The sequence below is a fragment of the Amaricoccus tamworthensis genome (genome assembly GCF_049800875.1).
GTDB classification, from domain to species: Bacteria; Pseudomonadota; Alphaproteobacteria; order Rhodobacterales; family Rhodobacteraceae; genus Amaricoccus; species Amaricoccus tamworthensis.
In genome coordinates, this window is sequence record NZ_JBNAFV010000004.1 from 200,044 (window position 1) to 222,297 (window position 22,254).

Annotated in this window: 14 protein-coding genes and 1 tRNA gene; 8 read left to right on the forward strand and 7 right to left on the reverse strand. The window is 62.4% G+C overall.

The genetic code is table 11. From position 1 onward, the window contains the following. Position 1: 1 nt before the first annotated feature. A tRNA-Asn gene (locus ACP15P_RS09950) sits at positions 2-76 on the forward strand. 238 nt (positions 77-314) lie between these two features. Beyond that, on the forward strand, positions 315-6,554 hold the full coding sequence (locus tag ACP15P_RS09955) for an ExeM/NucH family extracellular endonuclease (RefSeq protein ID WP_424928298.1): 6,240 nt from the start codon (positions 315-317) through the stop codon (positions 6,552-6,554). 79 nt (positions 6,555-6,633) lie between these two features. Here the strand turns inward: ACP15P_RS09955 and ACP15P_RS09960 are convergent, their stop codons facing one another. Next, on the reverse strand, positions 6,634-7,242 hold the full coding sequence (locus tag ACP15P_RS09960; protein WP_424928299.1) for a TetR/AcrR family transcriptional regulator: 609 nt from the start codon (positions 7,240-7,242) through the stop codon (positions 6,634-6,636). 179 nt (positions 7,243-7,421) lie between these two features. Between ACP15P_RS09960 and ACP15P_RS09965 the strand changes: the two genes are divergently transcribed. Next, positions 7,422-8,585 (forward strand): efflux RND transporter periplasmic adaptor subunit, encoded by a 1,164-nt coding sequence (locus ACP15P_RS09965; protein WP_424928300.1) that lies wholly within the window; start codon positions 7,422-7,424, stop codon positions 8,583-8,585. Positions 8,586-8,588: 3 nt separating this feature from the next. Next, the gene (locus tag ACP15P_RS09970) at positions 8,589-11,732 is read left to right on the forward strand and encodes an efflux RND transporter permease subunit (RefSeq protein ID WP_424928301.1); all 3,144 of its coding nucleotides are present in this window, start codon (positions 8,589-8,591) and stop codon (positions 11,730-11,732) included. 39 nt (positions 11,733-11,771) lie between these two features. Here ACP15P_RS09970 and ACP15P_RS09975 read toward each other — a convergent pair whose 3' ends face one another. Beyond that, the gene (locus ACP15P_RS09975) at positions 11,772-12,116 is read right to left on the reverse strand and encodes a helix-turn-helix domain-containing protein (RefSeq protein WP_424928302.1); all 345 of its coding nucleotides are present in this window, start codon (positions 12,114-12,116) and stop codon (positions 11,772-11,774) included. A gap of 250 nt (positions 12,117-12,366) precedes the next feature. Here ACP15P_RS09975 and ACP15P_RS09980 point away from each other — a divergent pair, with 250 nt between their 5' ends. Next, positions 12,367-13,488 (forward strand): calcium-binding protein, encoded by a 1,122-nt coding sequence (locus ACP15P_RS09980; protein WP_424928303.1) that lies wholly within the window; start codon positions 12,367-12,369, stop codon positions 13,486-13,488. Positions 13,489-13,540: 52 nt separating this feature from the next. Here the strand turns inward: ACP15P_RS09980 and ACP15P_RS09985 are convergent, their stop codons facing one another. After that, complete coding sequence (locus ACP15P_RS09985) at positions 13,541-15,805, reverse strand: heavy metal translocating P-type ATPase (RefSeq protein WP_424928304.1); 2,265 nt, start codon at positions 15,803-15,805, stop codon at positions 13,541-13,543. 167 nt (positions 15,806-15,972) lie between these two features. Here ACP15P_RS09985 and ACP15P_RS09990 point away from each other — a divergent pair, with 167 nt between their 5' ends. Further along, positions 15,973-16,755, forward strand: a complete 783-nt coding sequence (locus ACP15P_RS09990) for a DeoR/GlpR family DNA-binding transcription regulator (RefSeq protein WP_424928305.1) — start codon at positions 15,973-15,975, stop codon at positions 16,753-16,755. A 6-nt stretch (positions 16,756-16,761) separates the two neighbouring features. On the opposite strand, the gene ACP15P_RS09995 is transcribed toward ACP15P_RS09990, so the two are convergent. From ACP15P_RS09995 to ACP15P_RS10010, 4 genes are all read right to left on the reverse strand, one after another. Next, positions 16,762-17,931, reverse strand: coding sequence for a class I SAM-dependent methyltransferase (locus ACP15P_RS09995; protein ID WP_424928306.1), 1,170 nt, complete (start codon positions 17,929-17,931; stop codon positions 16,762-16,764). After that, on the reverse strand, positions 17,928-18,707 hold the full coding sequence (locus tag ACP15P_RS10000; protein WP_424928307.1) for a DUF1365 domain-containing protein: 780 nt from the start codon (positions 18,705-18,707) through the stop codon (positions 17,928-17,930). The genes ACP15P_RS09995 and ACP15P_RS10000 overlap by 4 nt, the downstream gene beginning before the upstream one ends. After that, a complete protein-coding gene (locus ACP15P_RS10005; protein WP_424928308.1) occupies positions 18,704-19,993 on the reverse strand; it encodes an NAD(P)/FAD-dependent oxidoreductase in 1,290 nt (429 codons plus the stop codon). Before ACP15P_RS10005 ends, ACP15P_RS10000 begins: the two co-directional genes overlap by 4 nt. Positions 19,994-20,174: 181 nt before the next feature. Continuing rightward, positions 20,175-20,813: a PQQ-dependent sugar dehydrogenase gene (locus ACP15P_RS10010; protein WP_424928395.1), complete on the reverse strand. Its 639-nt coding sequence runs from the start codon at positions 20,811-20,813 to the stop codon at positions 20,175-20,177. Between the two features lie 144 nt (positions 20,814-20,957). Here ACP15P_RS10010 and ACP15P_RS10015 point away from each other — a divergent pair, with 144 nt between their 5' ends. Both ACP15P_RS10015 and ACP15P_RS10020 read left to right on the forward strand, forming a co-directional pair. Beyond that, complete coding sequence (locus ACP15P_RS10015) at positions 20,958-21,623, forward strand: sigma-70 family RNA polymerase sigma factor (RefSeq protein WP_424928309.1); 666 nt, start codon at positions 20,958-20,960, stop codon at positions 21,621-21,623. Continuing rightward, a complete protein-coding gene (locus ACP15P_RS10020; protein ID WP_424928310.1) occupies positions 21,620-22,252 on the forward strand; it encodes a ChrR family anti-sigma-E factor in 633 nt (210 codons plus the stop codon). The genes ACP15P_RS10015 and ACP15P_RS10020 overlap by 4 nt, the downstream gene beginning before the upstream one ends. Positions 22,253-22,254: the final 2 nt, after the last annotated feature.

Here is a 22,254-nt window from a genome sequence, read left to right on the forward strand (position 1 = left end):
TTCCGGCGTAGCTCAGTGGTAGAGCAGTTGACTGTTAATCAATTGGTCGTAGGTTCGAACCCTACCGCCGGAGCCAAAAAACCCCCGATAGTTTAACCAGATGTTGCAGAAACCGCCCACGGATTCCGCCTCATCGTCCCTTACCGCATTACGGTAGAACGCGCGGGAAACCGCTCAACCGACGCGCACGCCGTCCAACCCCAACCAAAAACCGCAAAACTGCTGTTACAATTCGGTCATACTGAATCGTTAACAGACTGTTGCTGGTGTGCCCGGGCAAAAACTGCCGGGTGAATAACGGGAGAGGATGCCCAATGCTGAACGACGGTTCCACGACTGATTTTGATGTGGCTGAGGACGATTTTTCGGAACTGACGGGGGGCACGCCTGGCAATGCGGCGGCGGATACGGGTGATTTTACTCTCGAACTGTTTCATTTCGCGGATCAGGAAGGCAACCTCGACGCCCTTGAGGACGCCCCCCGCTTTTCCGGTGTCCTCAACGCTCTCGAGGCCGAGGACATCGGCGATGACGGCGAGGCCGACAACACGCTGATCCTGTCATCCGGTGACGCTTTCATCCCCGGTGTGTTCTTCTCCGCCTCCTTCAACACCTATGGTGGCGAGGGGCGCGCGGATATCATGATCCAGAACGAACTCGGCGTTCAGGCCGTCGCGCTCGGCAACCATGAATTTGACAAGGGCACCGCGGCACTGGCCGGTTTGATCGCTGCCGACGCCACGACCGGTTATGAGGGTGCCCTTTTCCCCTATCTCTCCACAAACCTCGACTACTCCACCGATGCCAATCTGGCGCCGTTGGAAGTCGCCGGTGGTGGCAGCCCGCTGGCCAATACCGTCACCTCTTCCGTAGTAATCGAAACCGGCAGTGACGCTGAAAAGGTCGGCGTCATCGGTGCGACCACACCCACACTCGGGTCGATTTCCTCCCCAGGTGACATGACCATTCTCCCGACCGAATTCGGCGGCGACCCCAGCGACGCCGAACTCGATGCGCTGGCCGCCATCATCCAGGGCGAGGTCGACAGCCTGCTCGCCGACAATCCCGACATGAACAAGGTCGTTCTGCTCGCCCACATGCAGCAGATTTCCATCGAACAGGAACTCGCCACGCGCCTGTCCGGTGTCGATATCGTGGTGGCAGGCGGCTCCAATACCCGTCTCTTCGATGACAACGACACGCCCCGCACCGATGACAGCGACCAGGGCCAGTACCCGACCTTCCTGAAGGACGCGGATGGCAATGACGTCGCGCTGGTCAACACGGACGGCAACTACAAATATGTCGGCCGCCTCGTGCTCGATTTTGACGCGGACGGCAACGTCATCGCCGAAAGCTACGATGAAACCGTTTCCGGCGCTTATGCCACCGATGAGGCCGGTCTGGCCGCAGTTGGCGGCGAGGACCTCATCGACCCGGAGATTGAGGAGATCGTCGAAAAGCTTGAGGCTGAAATCATCGCCCAGGACGGCAACTATTTCGGCATCACCGAGGTCTTCCTCAACGGCACCCGCGAGTCGGTCCGCATCCAGGAAACCAATCTTGGCAACCTGACCGCCGATGCCAACCTCGCGCTGGCCCTGGAAACCGATGGCTCCGTGCTGGTCTCTATCAAAAACGGCGGCGGCGTCCGCAACGATATCGGCGAAACCACCGTTCTGCCCGGCGACACCGAACCGTCCTTCCTGCCGCCCGAAGGCAATGAGCTGACCGGTCGTCCCGACGGCGGCATCAGCCAAACGGCAATTTCCAATGCGTTGTCATTCAACAACGGCCTGTCGCTGGTAACCCTGACCCGCGCCGAACTGGTGGATATTCTCGAATACGGCCTTGAGGCCTCCTCCCCTGACGACACCAACACCCAGGGCCGCTTCCCCCAGGTTTCAGGCGTGCAGTTCAGCTTCGATCTGACCGCTGATCCCGGCTCCCGCCTCGTGAACGCCGCCATCACGGATGCGGAGGGCAACGACATCGACGTTCTGCTGCGTGATGGCGTGCTTCAGGGCGACGGCTCCGCAGAGGTGCGCATCGTGACACTCGGCTTCCTGGCAAGCGGCGGCGACGGCTACCCCTTCCCGGTGACCGACCCAACCGACCCGAATTACGACGCCGACATTGCGGCCCGCGTGAACCGCATTGACCTGGACCGGGAGGAATCCGACCCCCGCACAGGCCTCGCCGATTTTGCACCGGACGGCTCCGAGCAGGACGCGCTGGCCGAATACCTCGCCGCAAATTTCGACGCGGACAATCCCTACAGCGAGGCCGATACCGATCGTGTCGGCGACACGCGGATGCAGAACCTTGCCTTCGCCGATGACACCGTCATCGACGACGACAGCTCCGCCGGCGGCGTGTTCTTCTCCGAATACGTCGAAGGTTCCAGCAACAACAAGGCCGTTGAGATTTTCAACAATACCGGCGCTGAGATTGATCTCGCCGACTACAATATCGGCCGCATCTCGAATGGTGGCACCGATGTTGAGGCCACAATCACCCTGAGCGGCACGCTCGCCGCCGGTGCCGTGTTCGTTGTGGCAAACCCCATAGCCGATGCCGCAATTCTCGACGTGGCTGATTTGACCTCCGGGACCCTGTCCCACAACGGCGACGATCACCTGCTGCTCCTGACGGGCGGCACCAGCATCGCCGGTGGCGCGACTGTCATCGACATGATCGGAACGCCCGACGATGGTGCCGGTTTCGTCGATCCCGGTTCCTCCTGGACCAGCGGCGGCAACAGCAGCCGTGACAACACACTTATCCGCAATGAGGGCATCACCGAAGGCAATCCCGACGGCTTCGGCTCCGATCTCTCCAGCCTCGCGAATGAATGGACCAGCACCGACCAGGACAGTTTCGACGACCTCGGCTCCCATAACGGCAGTGGCGGCGAAGAGCTTCCCGAACCGTTCCCGCTCGAACTCACCGCGCTCAACACGCTCTCCCTGTCCAGCGGTGCGGAAATCGTTGATTTCGATCCGACCTCGGATCGCGCCTTCATCTCGTCCGGCGACGGCATTCAGGTCGTTGACGCCTCCGATCCGTCCAGCCTCTCTGAAATCGAACTGATCGACCCGACCGTTGATGGCGCGACGGACGCGGCCGTCACCTCCGTCTCTGTCAAAAACGGCATCCTCGCCGCCGCCGTCCCCGGCGACAACGAGCAGGCCCCGGGCGCGGTCTTCTTCTACGACACCGAAACCTCCGCTTTCCTCGGAAGCGTCACCGTGGGCGCCCTGCCCGATATGGTCACCTTCGATGAAACCGGCACCCATGCCGTGGTCGCGAATGAAGGCGAGGCCGATGACGGTGTCGATCCGGAAGGCAGCATCTCGGTCATCACGCTCAACACGTCCGACTTCTCCGCCTCCACCGTCAACACCTTCAGCTTCGGTGCAGACGTGACATTCGACGCGCTTGCCGCCAAGGGTGTGCGCGTCTTCGACAGCGGAACAGGGTCGGCCGCTGCCGATCTCGAACCGGAATACATCACGATCGAGGGCAAAACCGCCTTCATCACCGTGCAGGAGGCCAACGCGGTCGCTGTAATCGACGACATCACGCAGCCCGGCACCATTGACCTCGAGGACATTCAGCCCCTCGGCGCGAAGGACCACAGCCTGCCCGGCAACGGCCTCGACACGTCCGACACGGACGAAGCGATCAACATCGTCACCGCGCCGGTCAAGGGCCTCTACATGCCCGACGCCATCGCGTCCTACACTGCCAATGGTCAGACCTACTACGTCACCGCCAACGAGGGCGACGCCCGTGATGAGGACGAGCGTATTGAGGATCTGGTTCTCGATCCGGATGCCTTCCCCGACGCCGCAACGCTCCAGACCGACGAGGGCATTGGCCGTCTCCAGGCCTCGACCATTGACGGCGATACGGATGGCGATGGCGATTTTGATGAGCTCTATGTCTACGGCGCCCGCTCCTTCTCGATCTGGGATGCGGACGGAAACCAGGTCTTCGACAGCGGCGACCAGTTCGCCCAAAAAATCGCAGCCGACTTCGCCGAACTGCACAATTCAGAAGGCGACGCTGACACCTTCGATGGCCGGTCCGACAACAAGGGCGCTGAGCCCGAGGGTGTCGTGGTCGGCGAGGTTGAGGGCCGCACCTTTGCCTTCGTCGGACTTGAGCGCGTCGGCGGCGTCATGGTCTATGACATCTCCGAGCCGGAAAACTCCGAACTTGTGACCTATGTCCGCACCGAGGGGGACATCGCACCTGAAGGGCTGAAATTCATCTCCGCCGGGGACAGCCCCACCGGCACCCCGATCTTGGCCGTTGCCAGCGAGGTCTCGGAAACGCTGACCTTCCATGAGATCACGGTCCCGGTCGAGACACCGGAACTGACCCTGATTTCCGACATTCAGGGCTCCACCGACTTCTCCGCTCTACCTGAATTTGCACAGGTCGGCGTTGACGACGTCTCCCCCTTCAGCGGCATGACCGTGACGATTGAGGCTGTCGTGACGGCGATCCCGGACTACACCGGCTTCTACGTCATGGAAGAGGAAAGCGACTGGGATGCCGATGTCTGGTCCTCCGAGGGTCTCTTCATCTACTCCGCCGAGGACGTGATGGCCGGCGACCTCGTTCGCGTCACCGGTGAGGTTTCGGAATACTTTGGCCTGACGCAGCTGACACCCACCGAAGTGACGGTTGTCAGCTCCGGCAACGACATTCCGGAGGCTGTCGAGGTCAATTTCCCAACCACCGGCGTGATGCTCGATGACGACGGCAACTACGTGGTCGATCTTGAAGCCTATGAGAGCATGATGATCACGGTCCCGACCGAAATGTCGGTGACCGAGATGTTCAACCTCGACCGCTTCGGACAGTACACCGTCACCTCCGGCGGACAGCTTGAACAGTTCACCCAGAACAACGCCCCGGATGCCGATGGCTACGACCAGCACCTGCAGGACAACGCCGCCCGGTCCCTCGTCATTGATGACGGATCGTCCGACAGCTACTCCGATCCCATCGAAATCATCGACGGCGACAATGGCATCCTCGATGCCGGTGACGATTTCCGGATGGGCGACACCCTGACCAACCTCACGGGCGTCGTGGATTACTCCTTCGACGAGTTCCGCCTTCAGGATGCCACCGGCGACTACGCCAACACCAATCCCCGCGAGGAAGCGCCGGAGGATCTCGGCGGGAACTTCAAGGTCGCGAGCCTGAACGTGCTGAACTACTTCACCACGCTCAATGACGGCTCCAACTCCACGACTACCGGCCAGGGGCCGCGCGGTGCCAACACCGCAGAGGAACTCGTCCGCCAGGAAGCCAAAATCGTCAACGCCATCGTTGCAATGGAAGCGGATGTTGTCGGCCTTCTGGAGATCGAGAACGACGTCACCTCCGCCCCGCTGGCAACCCTTGTGGATGCCGTCAACGCCGAGCTTGGATCGGATGTCTACGGTTACATCTACACGGGCCAGGTCGGCGGAGACGCCATCACCAATGCCCTGATCTACAAAACTGAAACGGCTAACCCGCTCGGCGACGTGGATATTCTCGACGACAGCGCCTTCACCGATCCCCTGTCTTCCGGTGGAGATCTGAACCGTCCGGCGGTCACCCAGACATTTGAGCATGTCGAAAGCGGTGAGGTCGTAACCGTCTCTGTCAACCACCTGAAATCCAAGGGCTCGCTCTCCGGACTGGCCGTGGACGAGGATCAGGGCGACGGCGCGGGCAACAACAACGGCACCCGTGAGGCGGCGGCCGAATACCTGGCCGATCATCTCGCCACGGACCCGACCGGCTCGGGCTCAAACAACATCCTGATCGTGGGTGATCTGAACTCCTACGCCCAGGAAGACCCGATCAACGCGCTGCGCGACCAAGGCTATTCCGACATCGCCTATGACGCGCTCGGCTCTGACGCCCGGTCCTATGTCTTTGACGGCCAGACCGGAACGCTGGACTATGTGATGGGCAGTGGTGATCTGTTGGATGACATCGCGGGCGTAACCGAATGGCACATCAACGCCGACGAGGCTGACGCCATCGACTACGAACTCTCCATCCGGAGCAATGATGGCGGTTTCGAGTTTGGCACCCGCAACCCCGACATCTACAACGGGGAGAACGCGGCCCGGAACTCGGACCATGACCCGGTCATCGTGGCCTTCGGGTTTGAGAATGACATCAACCTCATTGAGGGCAACCGCTTCAGCAACTGGCTCAAGGGCACCGATGGCGACGACCGCATCGTCAGCGGCGCGGGCTATCTCGACGTCATGCGTGGCCGTGGCGGAGCGGATGAGTTCGTCTTTGGTGCCGAGACCCAAAACCGCCGCCGCGAGATCGATGTCGTCCGCGATTACGATGACGACGAGGATACGCTTGTCCTGACCGACGGCACCTCCGTGAAGAAGATCGAGGATACATGGATCGGCGTCACGGTCACGTTCCACGGCGACCGCGACAAACTCAAACTGGTCGGCCAAGACCTTGCCCCCGAGGATCTCAACTTCGTGGTCGAGGATACACTTTTCGTCTAGGATCAGATGCATTTGGACCGTCCCTCATATTCTACATGAGGGGCGGTTCCGCCGTTTTGCAGTAATTTGAGCGGCGCCTCTAAGCCGCCCGCCGCGCACCGATACCGGTCAGGAAAACCCCCAGACCCAGCTCAAACCGCTCCCGCATTTCACAGGCATCCGGCAACACACCCGGACGCAGGAGCAGCTCCAGCAGCGGCACCTTGATCATGCTCTGCAGCAGAGCCGCCGCACTTTCGGTGTCTGAAATCTCCACCTCGCCCCGCTCCACGCCCTCATCCAGCACCTCGCGGATCAGCGCACGGTCCTCAAGGATCATGTCGAGCACGCAGGCCTGCCCGATTTCCGCCTGACCGTCCTCATGCGAGATCACATGGCGCAGCACCGCAATCGGCAGGCCCGAATGATGAATTGCCGGGTCCGGCGTCAGAAGCTTCCGCAACCGCCCCTCAATCGGAAGCGCCCGGTCCTCCACCTTCAACGGCCTGACATGGCTGGAGCGTATGCGTTCAATATGCGCGCGAAACAGAGCATCCCGGTCCGAAAACAGTCGATAGAGCGTGCTCTTCGACATGCCGGCCTCAGCCGCAATCGCGTCCATCGTCGTACCGGCCATGCCGTGTTTTGCGTAAACCGCGTCGAGGGCATCCAGGACCCGGTCGCGCCTCTCCTCCGATGGAATCACCACCGGCCTGCCCCGTGACTCGCGTTTGGTGCAGATTTTTGACCTCAATTCGCTTTTTTTCCTTTTGCGTCGCAGCAATCCGCTTGAAATCCGGACTGAACTGATATTTACGAAACCCTTAAGTTTCTTAAATCGGTCCGGCTCCGTTCGCAAGCCGTGTCAAAAACGAAAGACTCAGCACTATGGTCTCCCGTCAGATTACCGGCTTCATCGCGGCTGTCCTTACAGCAGTTTCCCTTACCACCGGCGCATCCGCACAGGACGGGCCGTCGCCCACGGCAGTCACCGTCAAAACCGTTCAGCCCGAAACCGTTACCCTCACCTCGATCCTGCCGGGCCGTGTGCGCCCCTCCGACGAGGCCGAGGTTCGCCCCCAGGTCAATGGCATCATTATTGAGCGCCTCTTCGAGGAAGGCTCCGACGTGGAGGCCGGCCAGGTCCTCTATCGCGTCGACCGTGGCACCTATGAGGCCGCTCTGGCACAGGCGCGCGCCAGTGTCAGCCAGGCCGAGGCGCAGCTCCGCGCCGCCGAGCGTGAGGCGGACCGCGTCAGCACCCTCTCCGAGCGCGGCGTCAGCAGTGCCGCAACCGAGGACAACGCCATCTCGGCCCGCGACGCCGCCAAGGCTGCCCTTGCGCTCGCCCAGGCGCAGCTGGACTCGGCGCAGCTTGAACTCGACCGTACCGACATCCGCGCGCGTCTTTCCGGCAAAATCGGTTTCTCCGACGTCTCAGCCGGCGCCCTCGTCACCGCAAGTCAGGCTGACCCCATGGCCGTCATCCGTGCCATAGATGAGGTCTATGTCGACGTGACCCAGTCGGCGGCCGAGGTTCTGGCCTGGCATCGCCGGATGAAAAGCGGCGAAACCCACATGACCGATAACGAGGTGCGCCTGCGTCTCGCCGATGGCTCCGACTACGACCAGGTTGGTATGCTCACCGCTGCCGAGCCGCATGTGAATGAAGCCACAGGCGTCGTTGTGCTGCGCCTAAAGTTCGACAACCCTGAAGAGCTTCTCATTCCTGGCATGTATGTCCAGGTCGAAATGCCCACGGGCACCATCGACGATGTGTTCCTCACCCCCATGGAGGGCGTCTCCCGCGACCGTCGGGGCAACCCGACGGCGCTCGTGGTCAATGACGACAATGTCGTTGAACTGCGCCAGTTGACCGTGCTCCAAGACCGTGGCTCCAACTGGGTCGTGCAGAGCGGGCTTGAGGCCGGTGACCGCGTCATCGTTGAGGGACTTCAGAAAGTAGCACCCGGCGCAACCGTCGCGCCGGAGGAGATGGAGCCGCCCGTTGTCGGGGCCGCTGAAACACCGAACCAGGCCGACAGGGGCTGATACATGTCACGCTATTTTATTGACCGCCCGGTTTTCGCCTGGGTTATCTCCATCATTTTGATGGGTATCGGCGTGCTGTCCGTTCTCAGCCTGCCTGTTGCCCAGTACCCGCAGATCGCCCCGCCCACGGTCACAGTGCAGGCGAACTATCCCGGTGCATCGGCCCAGACGGTGTCGAACACCGTCACGCAGATCATCGAGCAGCAGCTCACCGGTCTCGATGGCCTGCGCTACTTCTCGTCGACTTCCACCTCGTCCGGGTCCGCCAACATCACGCTGACCTTTGAGACCGGCACGGATCCCGACATCGCGCAGGTCCAGGTTCAGAACAAACTGTCCCAGGCCACGCCCCTTCTGCCCGAACCGGTGCAGAGACAGGGCGTGACGGTACAGAAATCCTCGTCCGGCTTCCTTCAGGTGATCTCGCTGATCTCCCCGGATGGCAGCTACGATCAGGCTGACCTCTCGGACTACCTGAACTCCAACATGGTCGATGACATCAGCCGGATCGAGGGTGTGGGTGACGTCCAGGTGTTCGGCTCGCCCTACGCCATGCGCATCTGGCTCGACCCGTCCAAGCTTGCGGCCTACGAGCTTTCACCCTCTGATGTGGTCGCCGCCGTCAGCGCGGAAAACGCCCAGATCTCCGCCGGTGCGTTCGGAACCCGTCCCACGGTCGACGGCCAGGCCCTGACCGCCACGGTAACCGCACAGTCGCTGCTCTCCACACCCGAAGACTTCGAGCAGATCGTTCTGCGCGCTGAAACCGATGGCGGGCTCGTGCTGGTCAGCGATGTGGCCGAGGTCGAAATTGGCGCGGAATCCTACAATTTCGAGACCCGCTTCAACGGGCTTCCCTCCGCCGGTATGGCCATCAGCCTCGCCACCGGAGCCAACGCTCTTGAGACCGCCGAACTGGTCAAGGAACGCGTCGAGGAATTCGCGCAGCTCTTCCCCGAAGGCGTGGATTACGTGATCCCGTATGACACTACACCCTTCGTTGAGATCTCCATTGAGGAGGTGGTGAAAACCCTGATCGAGGCCATCGTTCTGGTGTTCCTCGTGATGCTCCTGTTCCTTCAGAACCTGCGCGCCACGCTGATCCCCACCCTCGCGGTTCCCGTTGTTCTGCTCGGCACGTTCGGCGTGCTGGCCGCGGCCGGTTTCACCATCAACACCCTGACCATGCTTGCCATGGTATTGGCCATCGGTCTGCTCGTGGACGACGCCATCGTGGTTGTTGAGAACGTGGAACGCGTCATGGAGGAGGACGGGCTCGAGCCCCGCGAGGCCACCCGCAAATCCATGGGTCAGATCACCGGCGCCCTCATCGGTATCGCCGTGGTCCTCTCAGCCGTGTTCGTCCCGATGGCCTTTTTCGGCGGCTCAACCGGCGTGATCTACCAGCAGTTCGCCATTACCATCGTGTCAGCCATGGCGCTATCGGTGGTCGTGGCCCTGACGCTCACCCCCGCGCTCTGCGCCTCGCTCCTGAAAAAAAGCCACGGCGCCAAAGCCAAGGGCCCGTTCGGCCTGTTCAACCGGTTCTTCGACCGGGTACTCGGCGGCTATTCCGGCAGCGTGGGATGGATCGTGCGGCGGCCGTTCCGTGTGGGTGTGATCTACATCGCGATGGCCGTGGCCATGGGGCTTTTGTTTGTTCGTACCCCCACCGGGTTCCTGCCCGATGAGGACCAGGGCATCATGTTCACCCTCATCCAGACCCCGACCGGCTCAACCATTGAGCGCACCATGGATGTGGTGAATGCGGTCGAGACCCACTTCCTCGAAAACGAGAGCGAGAATGTCGACTCCGTCTTCGGCGTTGGCGGCTTCAGCTTCGCGGGTGCGGGCCAGAACATGGGTATCGCCTTCGTGCGCCTCAAGGACTGGGAGGAACGCACCCGCCCCGACCAGAGCGCTCAGGCCATTGCCGGTCGTGCCTTCGGCGCACTGAGCCAGATACGTGACGCCATGGTCTTCCCCATCGTTCCCCCTGCGGTGATCGAGCTTGGCAACGTGTCGGGCTTCGACTTCTACCTCCAGGCCCGCGCTGGTCAGACCAATGACCAGCTCGTCCAGGCCCGCAACCAGCTGCTCGGCATGGCGGCCCAGAGCGAACTGATTGCCTCGGCCCGTCCCAACGGTCTGGAAAGCGCGGCGCAGTACGACATCGACATCGACTGGCGCAAGGCCGGCGCAATGGGTGTCTCCGCCACGGATGTAAGCTCACTTCTCTCCATCGCCTGGGCGGGGTCCTATGTGAACGACTTCGTCGACCGTGGGCAGATCAAACGCGTCTACGTCCAGGGCCAGGCGGATTCGCGCACGGCCCCCACCGATCTCGACCGCTGGCGCGTGCGCAATGCGTCGGGCGAACTCGTGCCCTTCTCCAACTTTGCCACCGGCTCCTGGAAGCAGGGCGCGCAGGGCATCTACCGCTACAACGGCGTGCCCTCGCTCCAGATCCAGGGCTCGCCCGCTGAGGGTGTTTCCACCGGTGAGGCCATGGCGGAAATGGAACGCCTCGCGGAACAGCTGCCGCCCGGTTTCTCGCTTGAATGGACCGGGCTGTCGCTGGAAGAGGTCGAATCCGGCAACCAGGCGCCCCTGCTCTACGCGCTGTCCCTGGCCGCCGTGTTCCTCTCCCTTGCCGCCCTCTACGAGAGCTGGACCATTCCGTTTGCAGTCATGCTGGCCATGCCCATCGGTGTGCTTGGTGCGCTCGTCGGCGCTTGGCTCGGGGGCTTCCAGAACGGCGTGTTCTTCCAGGTGGGCCTGCTCACCGTGATTGGTCTGACGGGCAAGAACGCCATCCTGATCGTGGAATTTGCCCGCGAGCGCTTTCAGTCCGGCGAATCCCTGCTCGACGCCGCCCGCGAAGCAGCCCGTCAGAGATTCCGCCCGATCATCATGACATCCATGGCTTTCTCTCTCGGCGTGCTGCCGCTCGTGCTCAGTACCGGCGCCGGTGCCGGTGGACGCAACGCAATCGGAGCGGGCGTGCTGGGCGGTACGATCTCCGCGACTGTCCTGGGCGTTCTCTTCGTGCCGCTGTTCTTCGTGATCGTCATGCGCCTCTTCGGCCGCAAGTCCGGATCGAAGCCGCAGCGCATGCCCGGTGAGGTTTCCACCGAAGCGATCTGACACGCAAATGCCGCGCCCCTAAATCCGGGCGCGGCAATCCTAAGACCTGCGACGGGCGAAAATCTCCGTGGCCATCCTCAACGCCTCCCGCTCCTCACGAAGCTGCCGGTTTTCGCGCTTGAGCCTGTCGGCTTCATGTTCCGTCACGTCGCGCCCATCCCGCGCCGAAGGCCCGATCGCCCTGAGCAGTTCGATTTTTGAGCCCACCCCCAGTTTCCGGTAAACCGTGCCAATATGGGTCCGCACCGTGGCAGGAGAAATCCCAAAAACCTCCGCCACAGCCCTGTAGCTGCCACCATCGGCATAGGCGCGGGCTATCTGCATTTCCCTGCGCGTCAACTCTTCCCGCGGCGGCGGTCCGCCCGGATTTTTCCCCCGTTCCATCAATGACCTGAACTCCAAATACTGCAAATGACCCAGAAAAATACGGCATCTGCCCGATGCCCGGGACGGCCCGTTTGCGTCATTCTGCGCCACATCACCGGTTCACCCATTCCGATGGGCCAATGAAGCGGTGAGCGCATGGGACCGGGCCCGCGTCTCACCCGGATTATACCACAATCCGGGTCCGGACACCAAAAGGCATCAACCCGTCCCCATGCCACATCAGGATTTCAGCGGAAGGATATTCCCAATGGCATTTTTTACTGGAACCAACGGCGCGGACAGCATTGAGCCCGGATACGTCTCGCCCGGCGTCTTCAGGTTTCCGTTCTGGAGCACACCAGGTGCTGCCAACGACAACATATCCGGCAACGGCGGCAATGACACCATCGATGGCGGCGGCGGAAACGACTACATCGAGGGTGGCAGTGGCAACGACATCCTCTACGCCGGCACCCACAACTGGGGCGGCGGCGACACCGTCTATGGCGGCCAGGGCAACGACCTGATCTATTCGAGCGGCCGTGGCGTGTATAACGGCAATGCCGGCAACGACCTGATCTGGGCCGCGACCGGCACACAGGAGGACCTGCGCGGCGGGACCGGCATCGACACGCTGTTCACCACGCACTGGAACTTTGACTACGAGATCAACCTCGCGACCGGCTTGACCAACTATGTCGGAGAAAGTTTCACCGAGTTCGAAAACCTCGTGACCGGCGACGGAAACGACGTGCTCCAGGGCACCAACGGCGCGAACACCATCAATGCCTCCGACGGACATGACGAGATTTCAGGCTCCGGTGGCGATGACTTCCTGCTCGGCGGCAACGATGACGACACAATCTACGGCGGCCAGGGCGATGACGACATCTATGGCGGCAATGACGACGACTGGATGCACGGCAACGCCGGGAACGACTACATCCACGGCGGTAGTGGTGATGATACGCTGTTGGGCGGTTGGGGCCATGACCGGCTGATTGGTGGATACGGCGCGGACCATCTGATTGGCGGGCCCGGTGACGATACCTTCGATTTCAATGACACCGACGAGAGCCAGCCCTTCTCCTACGACCACATCATCGGTTTCAATGGCGCGGGCAATGCACCGGGGGACACGATCGATGTTTCGGGCATCGACGCGAACACGGGCCTTCCAGGCAACCAGACGTTCACCTTTCATGGCGAACTCTCCTACGCGCAGGGCGTGGCCCTCGGCGCCGGTGCGCTCTGGCTGTCCAACTACAATGGCGACACCCGCGTTCAGGGCAACGTGGATGGCGACAACTGGCGTGAGTTTTTCCTGGTGATTGAGGACGGCAACGGCATCGACGCGTCCGACTACACGGCGGACGATTTTATCCTGTAAACGCCGGTTACCCTGTCCGCGCGGTGTTTATCCGCGCGGGCAATCCCGGCATTCACGCCGCCTGGCGCATTCCAAAACCCGCCCCGGCCGCATCCGTGGCGTCTTTCGACACCTCATGCACGGGCCGAATACCCCTCAGACGCAGCGCGTTCCCAACCACAAACAGGCTCGAAAGCGCCATCGCACCCCCGGCCAGCATCGGTGAAAGCAGGATCCCAAAAAACGGATAGAGCAGACCCGCCGCAACCGGCACCAGTGCCACATTATAGGCAAAGGCCCAGAACAGGTTCTGGTGAATGTTGCGCATGGTCCGGTCGGACACCTCAACCGCATTCACCACCGCACCCGGATCACCGGACATCAAAACCACATCCGCCGACTCAATCGCCACATCGGTCCCGGTCCCCAGCGCAATCCCAACATCCGCCTCGGCCAGCACCGGTGCGTCATTGATCCCGTCACCGACGAACGCCACCCTGCGCCCACCGGCCCGCAATTCGTTCAGCGCGGCCACCTTGCCCACCGGATCAACCCCGGCAATCACCCGCGCAATCCCGGCCTCGGCCGCGATCACGTCCGCAGCCTCCTGCGCGTCACCCGTGATCAGCGCAATCTCATGGCCCCGTGCTTTCAGATCCGCCACCGCCCTGGCTGAAGTTGCCCGAATGGCATCCCGCACCTCCATTTTCGCGGCAACCCGTCCGTCCACAGCAATCAGTATACCCGCGCGGTCGACCACGTTGATGCCGCGTTCCTCCATCAGCTTCCGCGTCCCGATAACCACGTCCCGGTCCTCAACGCGCCCCGCTATGCCCCGGCCCGGTATCGCCGCAAACTCCGCAACCTGGCCGAGCGACAGTCCGGCCTCATCCGCCCGCGCCACCACCGCTTTGGCCACCGGATGCTCCGAAGCACCCTCAAGCGACGCCGCCAGGCGCAGAACCTCGCCCTCATCAAACCCGTCAAACACCTCGAACGCGGTCAAAATCGGTTCGCCAACCGTAATCGTCCCGGTCTTGTCGAAAGCAATTACGTCCACATCCCGCAGCAATTGCAACGCATCTCCCTGCCGGAACAAAACGCCCAGCCCCGCCGCGCGTCCGGTCCCCACCATGATCGAGGTTGGCGTCGCCAGGCCCATGGCACAGGGACAGGCAATGATCAGCACCGCAACACCGGCGGTCAAAGCATGAGACACCTTCGGGTCCGGCCCAAAGGCAAGCCACCCTAGCACCGTCGCCAGCGCCAGAACCAGAATGGCCGGCACGAACCAAAGCGTTACCCGGTCAACCACACCCTGAATGGGCAGTCGCGTTTCCTGGGCGCTCTCCACCATGCGAATGATCCCCGCAAGCGTCGTATCCGCACCCACCCGCGTCGCCCGATACCGAAAATTCCCCGTCGTATTCACGGTCCCGGCCGTCACCGCATCGTCGGCTTCCTTCCTGACGGGGGCCGGTTCCCCGGAAATCATGCTCTCGTCCACGTGGCTCGCGCCGGAGACCACAACACCATCCACCGCGACGCGCTCCCCCGGACGCACCACCAAAACGTCGCCGGGAACAATCCGCTCCACCGGCGTCTCCACGACCCGGTCACCTTCCACCACCTGCGCCGTATCCGGTGCCAGGCTCAGGAGCTTCGTGATCGCCTCACCCGCGCGCCCCTTCGCCCGCGCCTCAAAATACCGTCCGACGAGGATCAGCGTTACAACCACCGCCGCCGCCTCAAAATACACCGCCTGCCCCGACTGTGGCATAAGCCCCGGCGCAAACGTGGCCAGAACCGAGTGCACAAATGCGGCCGTCGTACCAAGCGCCACCAGACTGTTCATGTCCGGCGCACCCCGGAACAGCGCCGGATAGCCTTTCGCGTAAATCTGCCGCCCCGGCCCCGCCAGCACCAGCAGTGTCAGCACAAACTGGATGACCCGGCTGTTCTGATGGCCGATGACCTCACCGATCCAGTGGTGAAACCCGGGGGACAGATGCCCGCCCATTTCCAGCACCACCAGAGGCACGGCCAGAACCGCCGCAACCAGCGCCCGTTGTCCGGCATCCCGCGTCTCGTTCTCCCGCTGCCCAACGCTGCGCCCGGCCTCCTCTGCCGGCTCCACCGGATAGCCGGCACGCTCGGCCGCACTCAGGATCGCATCCCCGACAGCGTCATCGGCCTCCACAACCGCCTTCGCAGTGGCGAAATTCACCCGGGCAGACCGAACGCCCGGAACCTCCGCAAGGGCTTTTTCCAGCCGCACGGCACAGGACGCGCAGGACAGTCCGCTCACCGAATATCTCAAACCGCTGCGTTCCGTCATTTCACCATTCCATGCAGAGAACATCCGGCACGGGCCGGCCGGACTCTCTTTGATATATTCACCAAAGCTGATTTATCCAATGCCCCCGTGCCGGACCGTCGCTTGCCTCTCCCCCTTGCCATCTGCCAGGCAACGACCCTATCCTCGGGCTCCGAGCAGGAGAACACATGGCCACAAGCATCCGACAACTGGACATTTTACAGATTGCCAAGCGCGACCAGAAGGTCACCGTCGACGCCCTCGCCCGCGAGTTTGACGTCACGGTCCAGACCATACGCCGAGACCTCTCCGAACTGGCCGATGCGGGAAAGCTTGAGCGCGTGCACGGCGGCGCGGTCCTGCCCTCGGGCGTGTCGAATATCGGCTATGAGGAGCGCCGGCTCCTGAACGAGGAAAACAAGAGCGCCATCGCCCGCGTCTGCGCCGACCGTATTCCCGACGGCTCATCGCTTTTCATGAACATCGGCACCAGCACCGAGGCCGTGGCCCGCGAGCTTGTGGCCCACCGCAACCTGCTCGTGGTCACCAACAACCTCAACATCGCCAACACGCTTTCCTCCAACCACGACTGCAAAATCGTCGTGGCCGGGGGCGAGTTGCGCCGTACCGATGGTGGTCTCGTCGGCAACCTGACCGCTGATATGGTCAAGGTGTTCAAGTTCGACTTCGCCATTATCGGCTGCTCATCGCTCGATCCCGATGGCGACCTGCTCGACTTCGACGCCCGCGAAATCCTCGTCAGCCAAACCGCCATCGAACGCTCGCGCCAGGTTCTCGTCGTTGCCGACAGCTCCAAATTCCGCCGCAAGGCCCCGATCACCATCTGCTCTCTGCGCAATGTCAGCACGCTCTTCACGGACGACACGCTTCCCGAGGGACTGCCGGAAAAATGCGAGCGGTGGGGCACGGAGATCGTGGTCCGCAAACCCCACCTCACCAATGGCGTCTGATCCGGTTCAGGTTCCGGCCGTGTGCTCCAGCTCGATCTGAAGCACGTCGCAGCGTTTCGTCGCAAACGTGGCCGCACACCCGTCGAGATAGAACTTCCAGCCACGCAAAAACGCCTCATCATACCCCAGCCGCCGGATCCGGCTCTCCGCCGCGCTCATCCGGTCCGACCACATCCGGCACGTCCGGGCGTAATGCTGCCCAAACGCATGGGTCGCCCTTACCGTCAGGCCCGCCCGCGAGGCCTCAAGACCGATCCCGGCCATACAGGGCAGCATCCCACCCGGGAACACATGCCGGCGGATGAAATCCGTCTGCTGCCGGTACACTGAGAACTCCGCATCCGGCACCGTGATCACCTGCAACACCGCCCGGCCTCCATCGGCCAGCCGCGCCTTGATCGCTTCAAAGTAATCCGGCCAGTACCGCTCCCCAACCGCCTCCATCATCTCGATGGACACAATGTTGGAGTATTTGCCCTGAACATCCCGGTAATCCTGCAGCCGAACATCCGCGCGCCCGTCAAGCCGCGCATCGGCATAGCCCTTCTGTGACGGCGATATGGTGATCGCGGTCACGTCGCGGCCGGTTTCAGCCGCCTGTTCCGCAAAACCGCCCCAGCCGCAGCCTATCTCCAGAATGTCCCCCCCCTCACCAAGTCGCGAGAGGATACGGCGGTTCTTGCGCGCCTGTGCCGCACCCAGATCGGTAACGCCCTCATCGAAGAGCGCAGAGGAATATGTCATGCCCGGATCGAGCCACTGCTGGAAAAACTCGTTGCCCACGTCGTAATGCGCCTTGATGTTGCGCGACGCACCGGCCCTGTGGTTCCGCCTCAGCGACAGCCCGTCATGCAGCCGCATCCGCAGGGTCGCCAGCGGCCCAGGCGTTGCCCAGGACCCAAGCCGGTCGAGGTTGTCGAGCGCGACGACCAGCAGGTTTTCCAGCGTGTCACTGTGCCAGTCCCCGGCGATCCAACCCTCGCCCAGACCCACATTCCCCCGTCGCGCCAGCCGCGACAGCATACGCCAGTCCCGGATGTGCAGTTCGGCCTCGGGCCCACCATCCCCAAACCGGTGCGTTGCCCCGTCAGGCGTATTGACGAGCAGCGATCCGTTCCGGACCCCCGCGAGGCTGTCCAGAAAACGGGTCTGTAACTGTTGGGAAACGGCTGTCATCGGGTTACCTCCTCATGGGGCAGTGCGGGACGGGCACGCCAGCGCGCTCCCTTGAGTTTAAGTTGAAGGGCATGCCAGTAAATCTGGGCAATCACCCGCATCGGACCACCCGGCCGCCGCAGCGCCGCCGCCAGTATGGTCAGGTTGTCGAGTTGTTTGAGATCGCCCGCCATCGCGGTGTTCACCCCATCCGCGCCATCTACATGCCGAATGGCAATCGCAATCCGGTTCGGGCGGAACGTGAAATTGAACTGGTACTCGCCGGAGACATCCTGGAACGGCGAGACATGAAACACCTTGCGTGCCGTCAGTGTCTCATCCGGCCCGATCACATCCCCCGCACCGGGCGTCAGCAGATAGCTGTGCCGCTGACCGAACGTGTTGTTGACCTCCGCAATCACCGCCACCACGTCATCGCCCTCAATGACCATCCAGAAGCTGACCGGATTGAACCAGTAGCCCAGAAACCGCGGCTGCGTCAGCAGCGCGACCACCCGGTCCCCGTCCGTCGCTATGCCCGCGCCATCCATCTGTTCCCGCACCCAGGCCACGCCACGACCCGCACCGCGCTCGCCGCCATGATCCACGTCATGCCAAGCCGTCAGGTTGAACCCGTTATGGGACATGAGTGCCGGGGGCCGGAACGTCTCGGGCGCAAACAGAACAAAATCCGCCCGGACCTTAAGGTTATGCCGCACACTGCCGCGCCGGGCATGGGTAACCATTGATGGCATGGCCAGCACGTCACCACCGGCAAGGCGCTCCGCCAGTGTCAAATCGCCACCTCTGCCGGCAAAAGCCTGCGCGCGATCCGCACCGCGCTGGCAAATCCGTCCTCATGGAACCCGTTACGCAGCCACGCTCCCGCAAACCAGGTGTTGCGGTTGCCCTGCATCTCCCGAATCCGCTTTTGCGCCTCGAGAGCCGCATGGTCGAACATCGGATGATCGAACCAGTTCTCGTCATAAACCATCCGCTCATCAAACTCCCGGTCGGGGTTGAGCGTCACAAACAACGGGTCATCCTTGGGCAGGTTCTGCAACTGGTTCATCCAGTAACTGACCTTCATGCCTTCGCGACCACTACCCGCCTCGCTCTGACAAATCCATGAACTCCAGCAGGACTGCCGCTTCGGCATCACCGTCGGATCCCGGTGCAAGACAATGCGGTTCGGCTGAAACCGAATGGCAGACAGGGCCGACCGTTCTGCCTCATCCGCATCCGCGAGCATGCCAAGTGTCTGATCCGAATGCGTCGCCATGATCACATGATCGAAATCCTCCGGCTCACCGCCGAGGCTCCGGACCGTCACACCCGCCTCGTCCCGCGTCACCGCCTGCACCGGCGACCCGGCCCGCAGGGTCACACCCCGCTGCAGCAACGCCGCCACCAGCCGCTCGACATAGGCTACCGAACCGCCATCGACCGTCCACCACTGATGCTGGTCCCGGCTCGACAGGAGCGCGTGGTTGCCCATGAACCTGACCAGAGCCTGGGCCGGGAAGCGGTCGATATCCTCCATTGGCGTCGACCAGATCGCGCAGCAGAACGGGTACAGGTAATCATCCCGAAACGCCGCGCCGAGCCCAAGCGCCTCAACCATGCCCGAGATCGTCATGTCCGGCGCATTCTCCACGCAGGCCTCCGCCTCGGCATGAAATTTCAGAATGTCCCGGATCATCCCGTGAAACCGCGGGCTGAGCAGGTTGCGCCGCTGGGCGTAGATCGTGTTGAGCGTACGCAGTCCATATTCAACCCGGCCACCATCGAGCGACACGCCAAATCCCATGTCGCTCTTCGCAATCGGCACCTCCAGATCCCGAAACAGGCTGGTCAGATGCGGGTAATTCACATGGTTGAAGACGATAAACCCGGTATCAACGGCGAGATCCCCGTTGCGCCCCGCCATCACGGTCCGCGCGTGGCCACCAATCCGCTTTTCCGCCTCAAACAGCGTGACCTGATGGCTGCCTGAAAGCAGCCAGGCCGATGCCAGCCCCGAAATTCCGCCACCCACAATGGCAATGCGCTTCGGTGCGCCCCTCGTCAGATCAAACGGCATGCCGCCTCCTTGTTTATTCAGGAGAGGTTACGCGCCGGGATGCCATTTGGATCAAACATTTTTTCGATCTTCCCGCAACTTAAGGAAAGACCCCAACCAAAACGACCGGCGCCCCCAATTGAATGGGGCCACCGGTCTGGTTCACATGGGCCGCGCAGTCACCGCACGGCCTAAACCCCGATCAACTGCCAGGGGTCAGTTTGTAGATCGTGCCCTCGTCAATCGAGGTGTAAAGGCTGCCATCCGGCCCCATGACCACGGAGCGGAACCGGCCCGGCTCCATCGGCAGGGTCATCTCCGTCACGTCCTCGACATCCGTATTCCCGTCATTGAATTCGATGACATCAATGCGCTGGCCAATGGGCGTGCCGCCGAAGCCGATCCCCATAATCCCAACAACCATGGCACCATTCCAGTCACCCCAGGCCTCGCCCTCAAGGAACGCGGCCGATGACGTACCCTGCGACCAGCCATTGTTGTTCCAGATCGGAGGCATGGCGTCCGGATAGGTCTCGAAATCGGTCATCGGCATCCATGCCGCCCGCTCATAGCGGTTCATGCCCTCTTCCTGGTTCGGGCTGTAGCCGCAATAGTCATCGGGACAGTCACCGCGCCCCGCCATGTTCGGCCGCGGATCCCATCCGGCATTGCCGCCATTCTCCAGAATGGTGATCTCATCCGAGTGCCACGGGCCATGTTCCGCCGCGATCGCTGCCCCGGTCTCCGGATGAAAGGCGATCCCCTGAACATTCCGGTGTCCATAGGTGTAGATCCGGCTGTCGAAACCTTCCGGCAGGCAGTAGTTTGCTAAAGGGAAGATGACTGGTGCACCACTGCTTGCATCGGCGTTTCCAACGTCTTCGCCGCCAGCTTTTCAGCAACCGGACACGCCCCATCCCGCATCGACAATCAAAAAAAATTCCCGCCAGGTGATCCAGTCGGGGTTGCGTCCCGTAATCCCGGTATGGAAACTGTTCTCGCACCTGGCACGGATGATGCATCCGGATGCCCCACAAGGCTCCGCAATGTCGGCTCGGCCCGTCCCCGTCCGGGTGCGCGTAAGGGTTTGAAACGCGAGGCTGATATTTCCGTGTCTGACATGACCGAAGCGCTGCTCGCAGTGCGCGATCACCGGGACCGGGAGGCATTTGGCCGGTTGTTCGATCATTTCGCACCCCGTCTCAAGGCGATGATGCTGGCGGGCGGGCTGCGGGACGGAAGCGCCGAGGACGTGGTGCAGGACGTCATGTTCTCCGTGTGGCACAAGGCCGCACAGTTCGATCCGCATCGCGCCAACGCGTCCGCCTGGATATACGGCATTGCCCGCAACCGGCGCATTGACCTGGCCCGACGCAAACCCATGCCACAGCCCGATGAGCTGTATGAGCCCGAAAGCCTGGAGCCCGACGCGGCACAGGTTCTCGCCATGCAGGAGGAGGCCGGCCACCTGGCCGAGGCTCTTGGCAGGCTGGCACCGGAACAGGCCGAGGCCCTCAGGGCCGCCTATTTTGAAGAACTCTCACACAGCCGGATCAGCGAGATGACGGGGATGCCACTGGGCACGATAAAGTCCCGCATTCGCCTTGGTCTCGAACGCCTCCGGCACGAACTCGCAAGGATAGCGCCATGAGCGGTGTTAACCATCACATTCCCGACGATCTGCTCGACGAGTGGCACGCGGGCACCCTGCCCGAACCGTTTGCCGTGGTTGTTGCCACGCACCTCTCGATCTGTGAGACCTGCCGTGCGCGTATGGAAGCCATCGACATGCTGGGTGGTGTAGTGCTCGATCACGAGCGCGGTGCGCCCATGAGTGGGGACGCGAAATCCCGCATGATGGCGGCACTCGACGGGCCCATGCCCAAACCCGCGCCCGCACCCTCCGGCATCTTTCCCTCCGCCGTGATGGAAGCGCTTGGCGGTGGTCCGCCCCGCTGGCGCATGCTCGGCGGCGGCATCCGGCAGCAAATCCTGATGTCGGATGAGGCCGGCTCCCTGCGTCTGCTTTACATCCCGCCGGGACGGGCCGTTCCCGAACACGGACACCAGGGCCTTGAGCTGACACTGGTCCTTCAGGGCAGCTTCTCCGACAGCGGCGGCTCCTTTCACCGCGGCGATGTTGAAACCGCCCATGCGGAGATCGACCACCAGCCCATTGCCGGTGAGGGCGATCCCTGCATCTGCCTCGCAGCGACCGACGCGCCGCTTCGGTTCAACTCCATGCTGCCGCGTCTTTTGCAACCGATTTTCCGGATCTGACA

Coding starts and splice junctions, on each gene's coding strand:
- ACP15P_RS09980 (WP_424928303.1), top strand. CDS start 12,367: ATGGCATTTTTTACTGGAACCAACGGCGCGGACAGCATTGAGCCCGGA.
- ACP15P_RS09975 (WP_424928302.1), bottom strand. CDS start 12,116: ATGGAACGGGGGAAAAATCCGGGCGGACCGCCGCCGCGGGAAGAGTTG.
- ACP15P_RS10020 (WP_424928310.1), top strand. CDS start 21,620: ATGAGCGGTGTTAACCATCACATTCCCGACGATCTGCTCGACGAGTGG.
- ACP15P_RS10005 (WP_424928308.1), bottom strand. CDS start 19,993: ATGCCGTTTGATCTGACGAGGGGCGCACCGAAGCGCATTGCCATTGTG.
- ACP15P_RS09965 (WP_424928300.1), top strand. CDS start 7,422: ATGGTCTCCCGTCAGATTACCGGCTTCATCGCGGCTGTCCTTACAGCA.
- ACP15P_RS09990 (WP_424928305.1), top strand. CDS start 15,973: ATGGCCACAAGCATCCGACAACTGGACATTTTACAGATTGCCAAGCGC.
- ACP15P_RS10015 (WP_424928309.1), top strand. CDS start 20,958: ATGGAAACTGTTCTCGCACCTGGCACGGATGATGCATCCGGATGCCCC.
- ACP15P_RS09985 (WP_424928304.1), bottom strand. CDS start 15,805: ATGACGGAACGCAGCGGTTTGAGATATTCGGTGAGCGGACTGTCCTGC.
- ACP15P_RS09970 (WP_424928301.1), top strand. CDS start 8,589: ATGTCACGCTATTTTATTGACCGCCCGGTTTTCGCCTGGGTTATCTCC.
- ACP15P_RS09995 (WP_424928306.1), bottom strand. CDS start 17,931: ATGACAGCCGTTTCCCAACAGTTACAGACCCGTTTTCTGGACAGCCTC.
- ACP15P_RS09955 (WP_424928298.1), top strand. CDS start 315: ATGCTGAACGACGGTTCCACGACTGATTTTGATGTGGCTGAGGACGAT.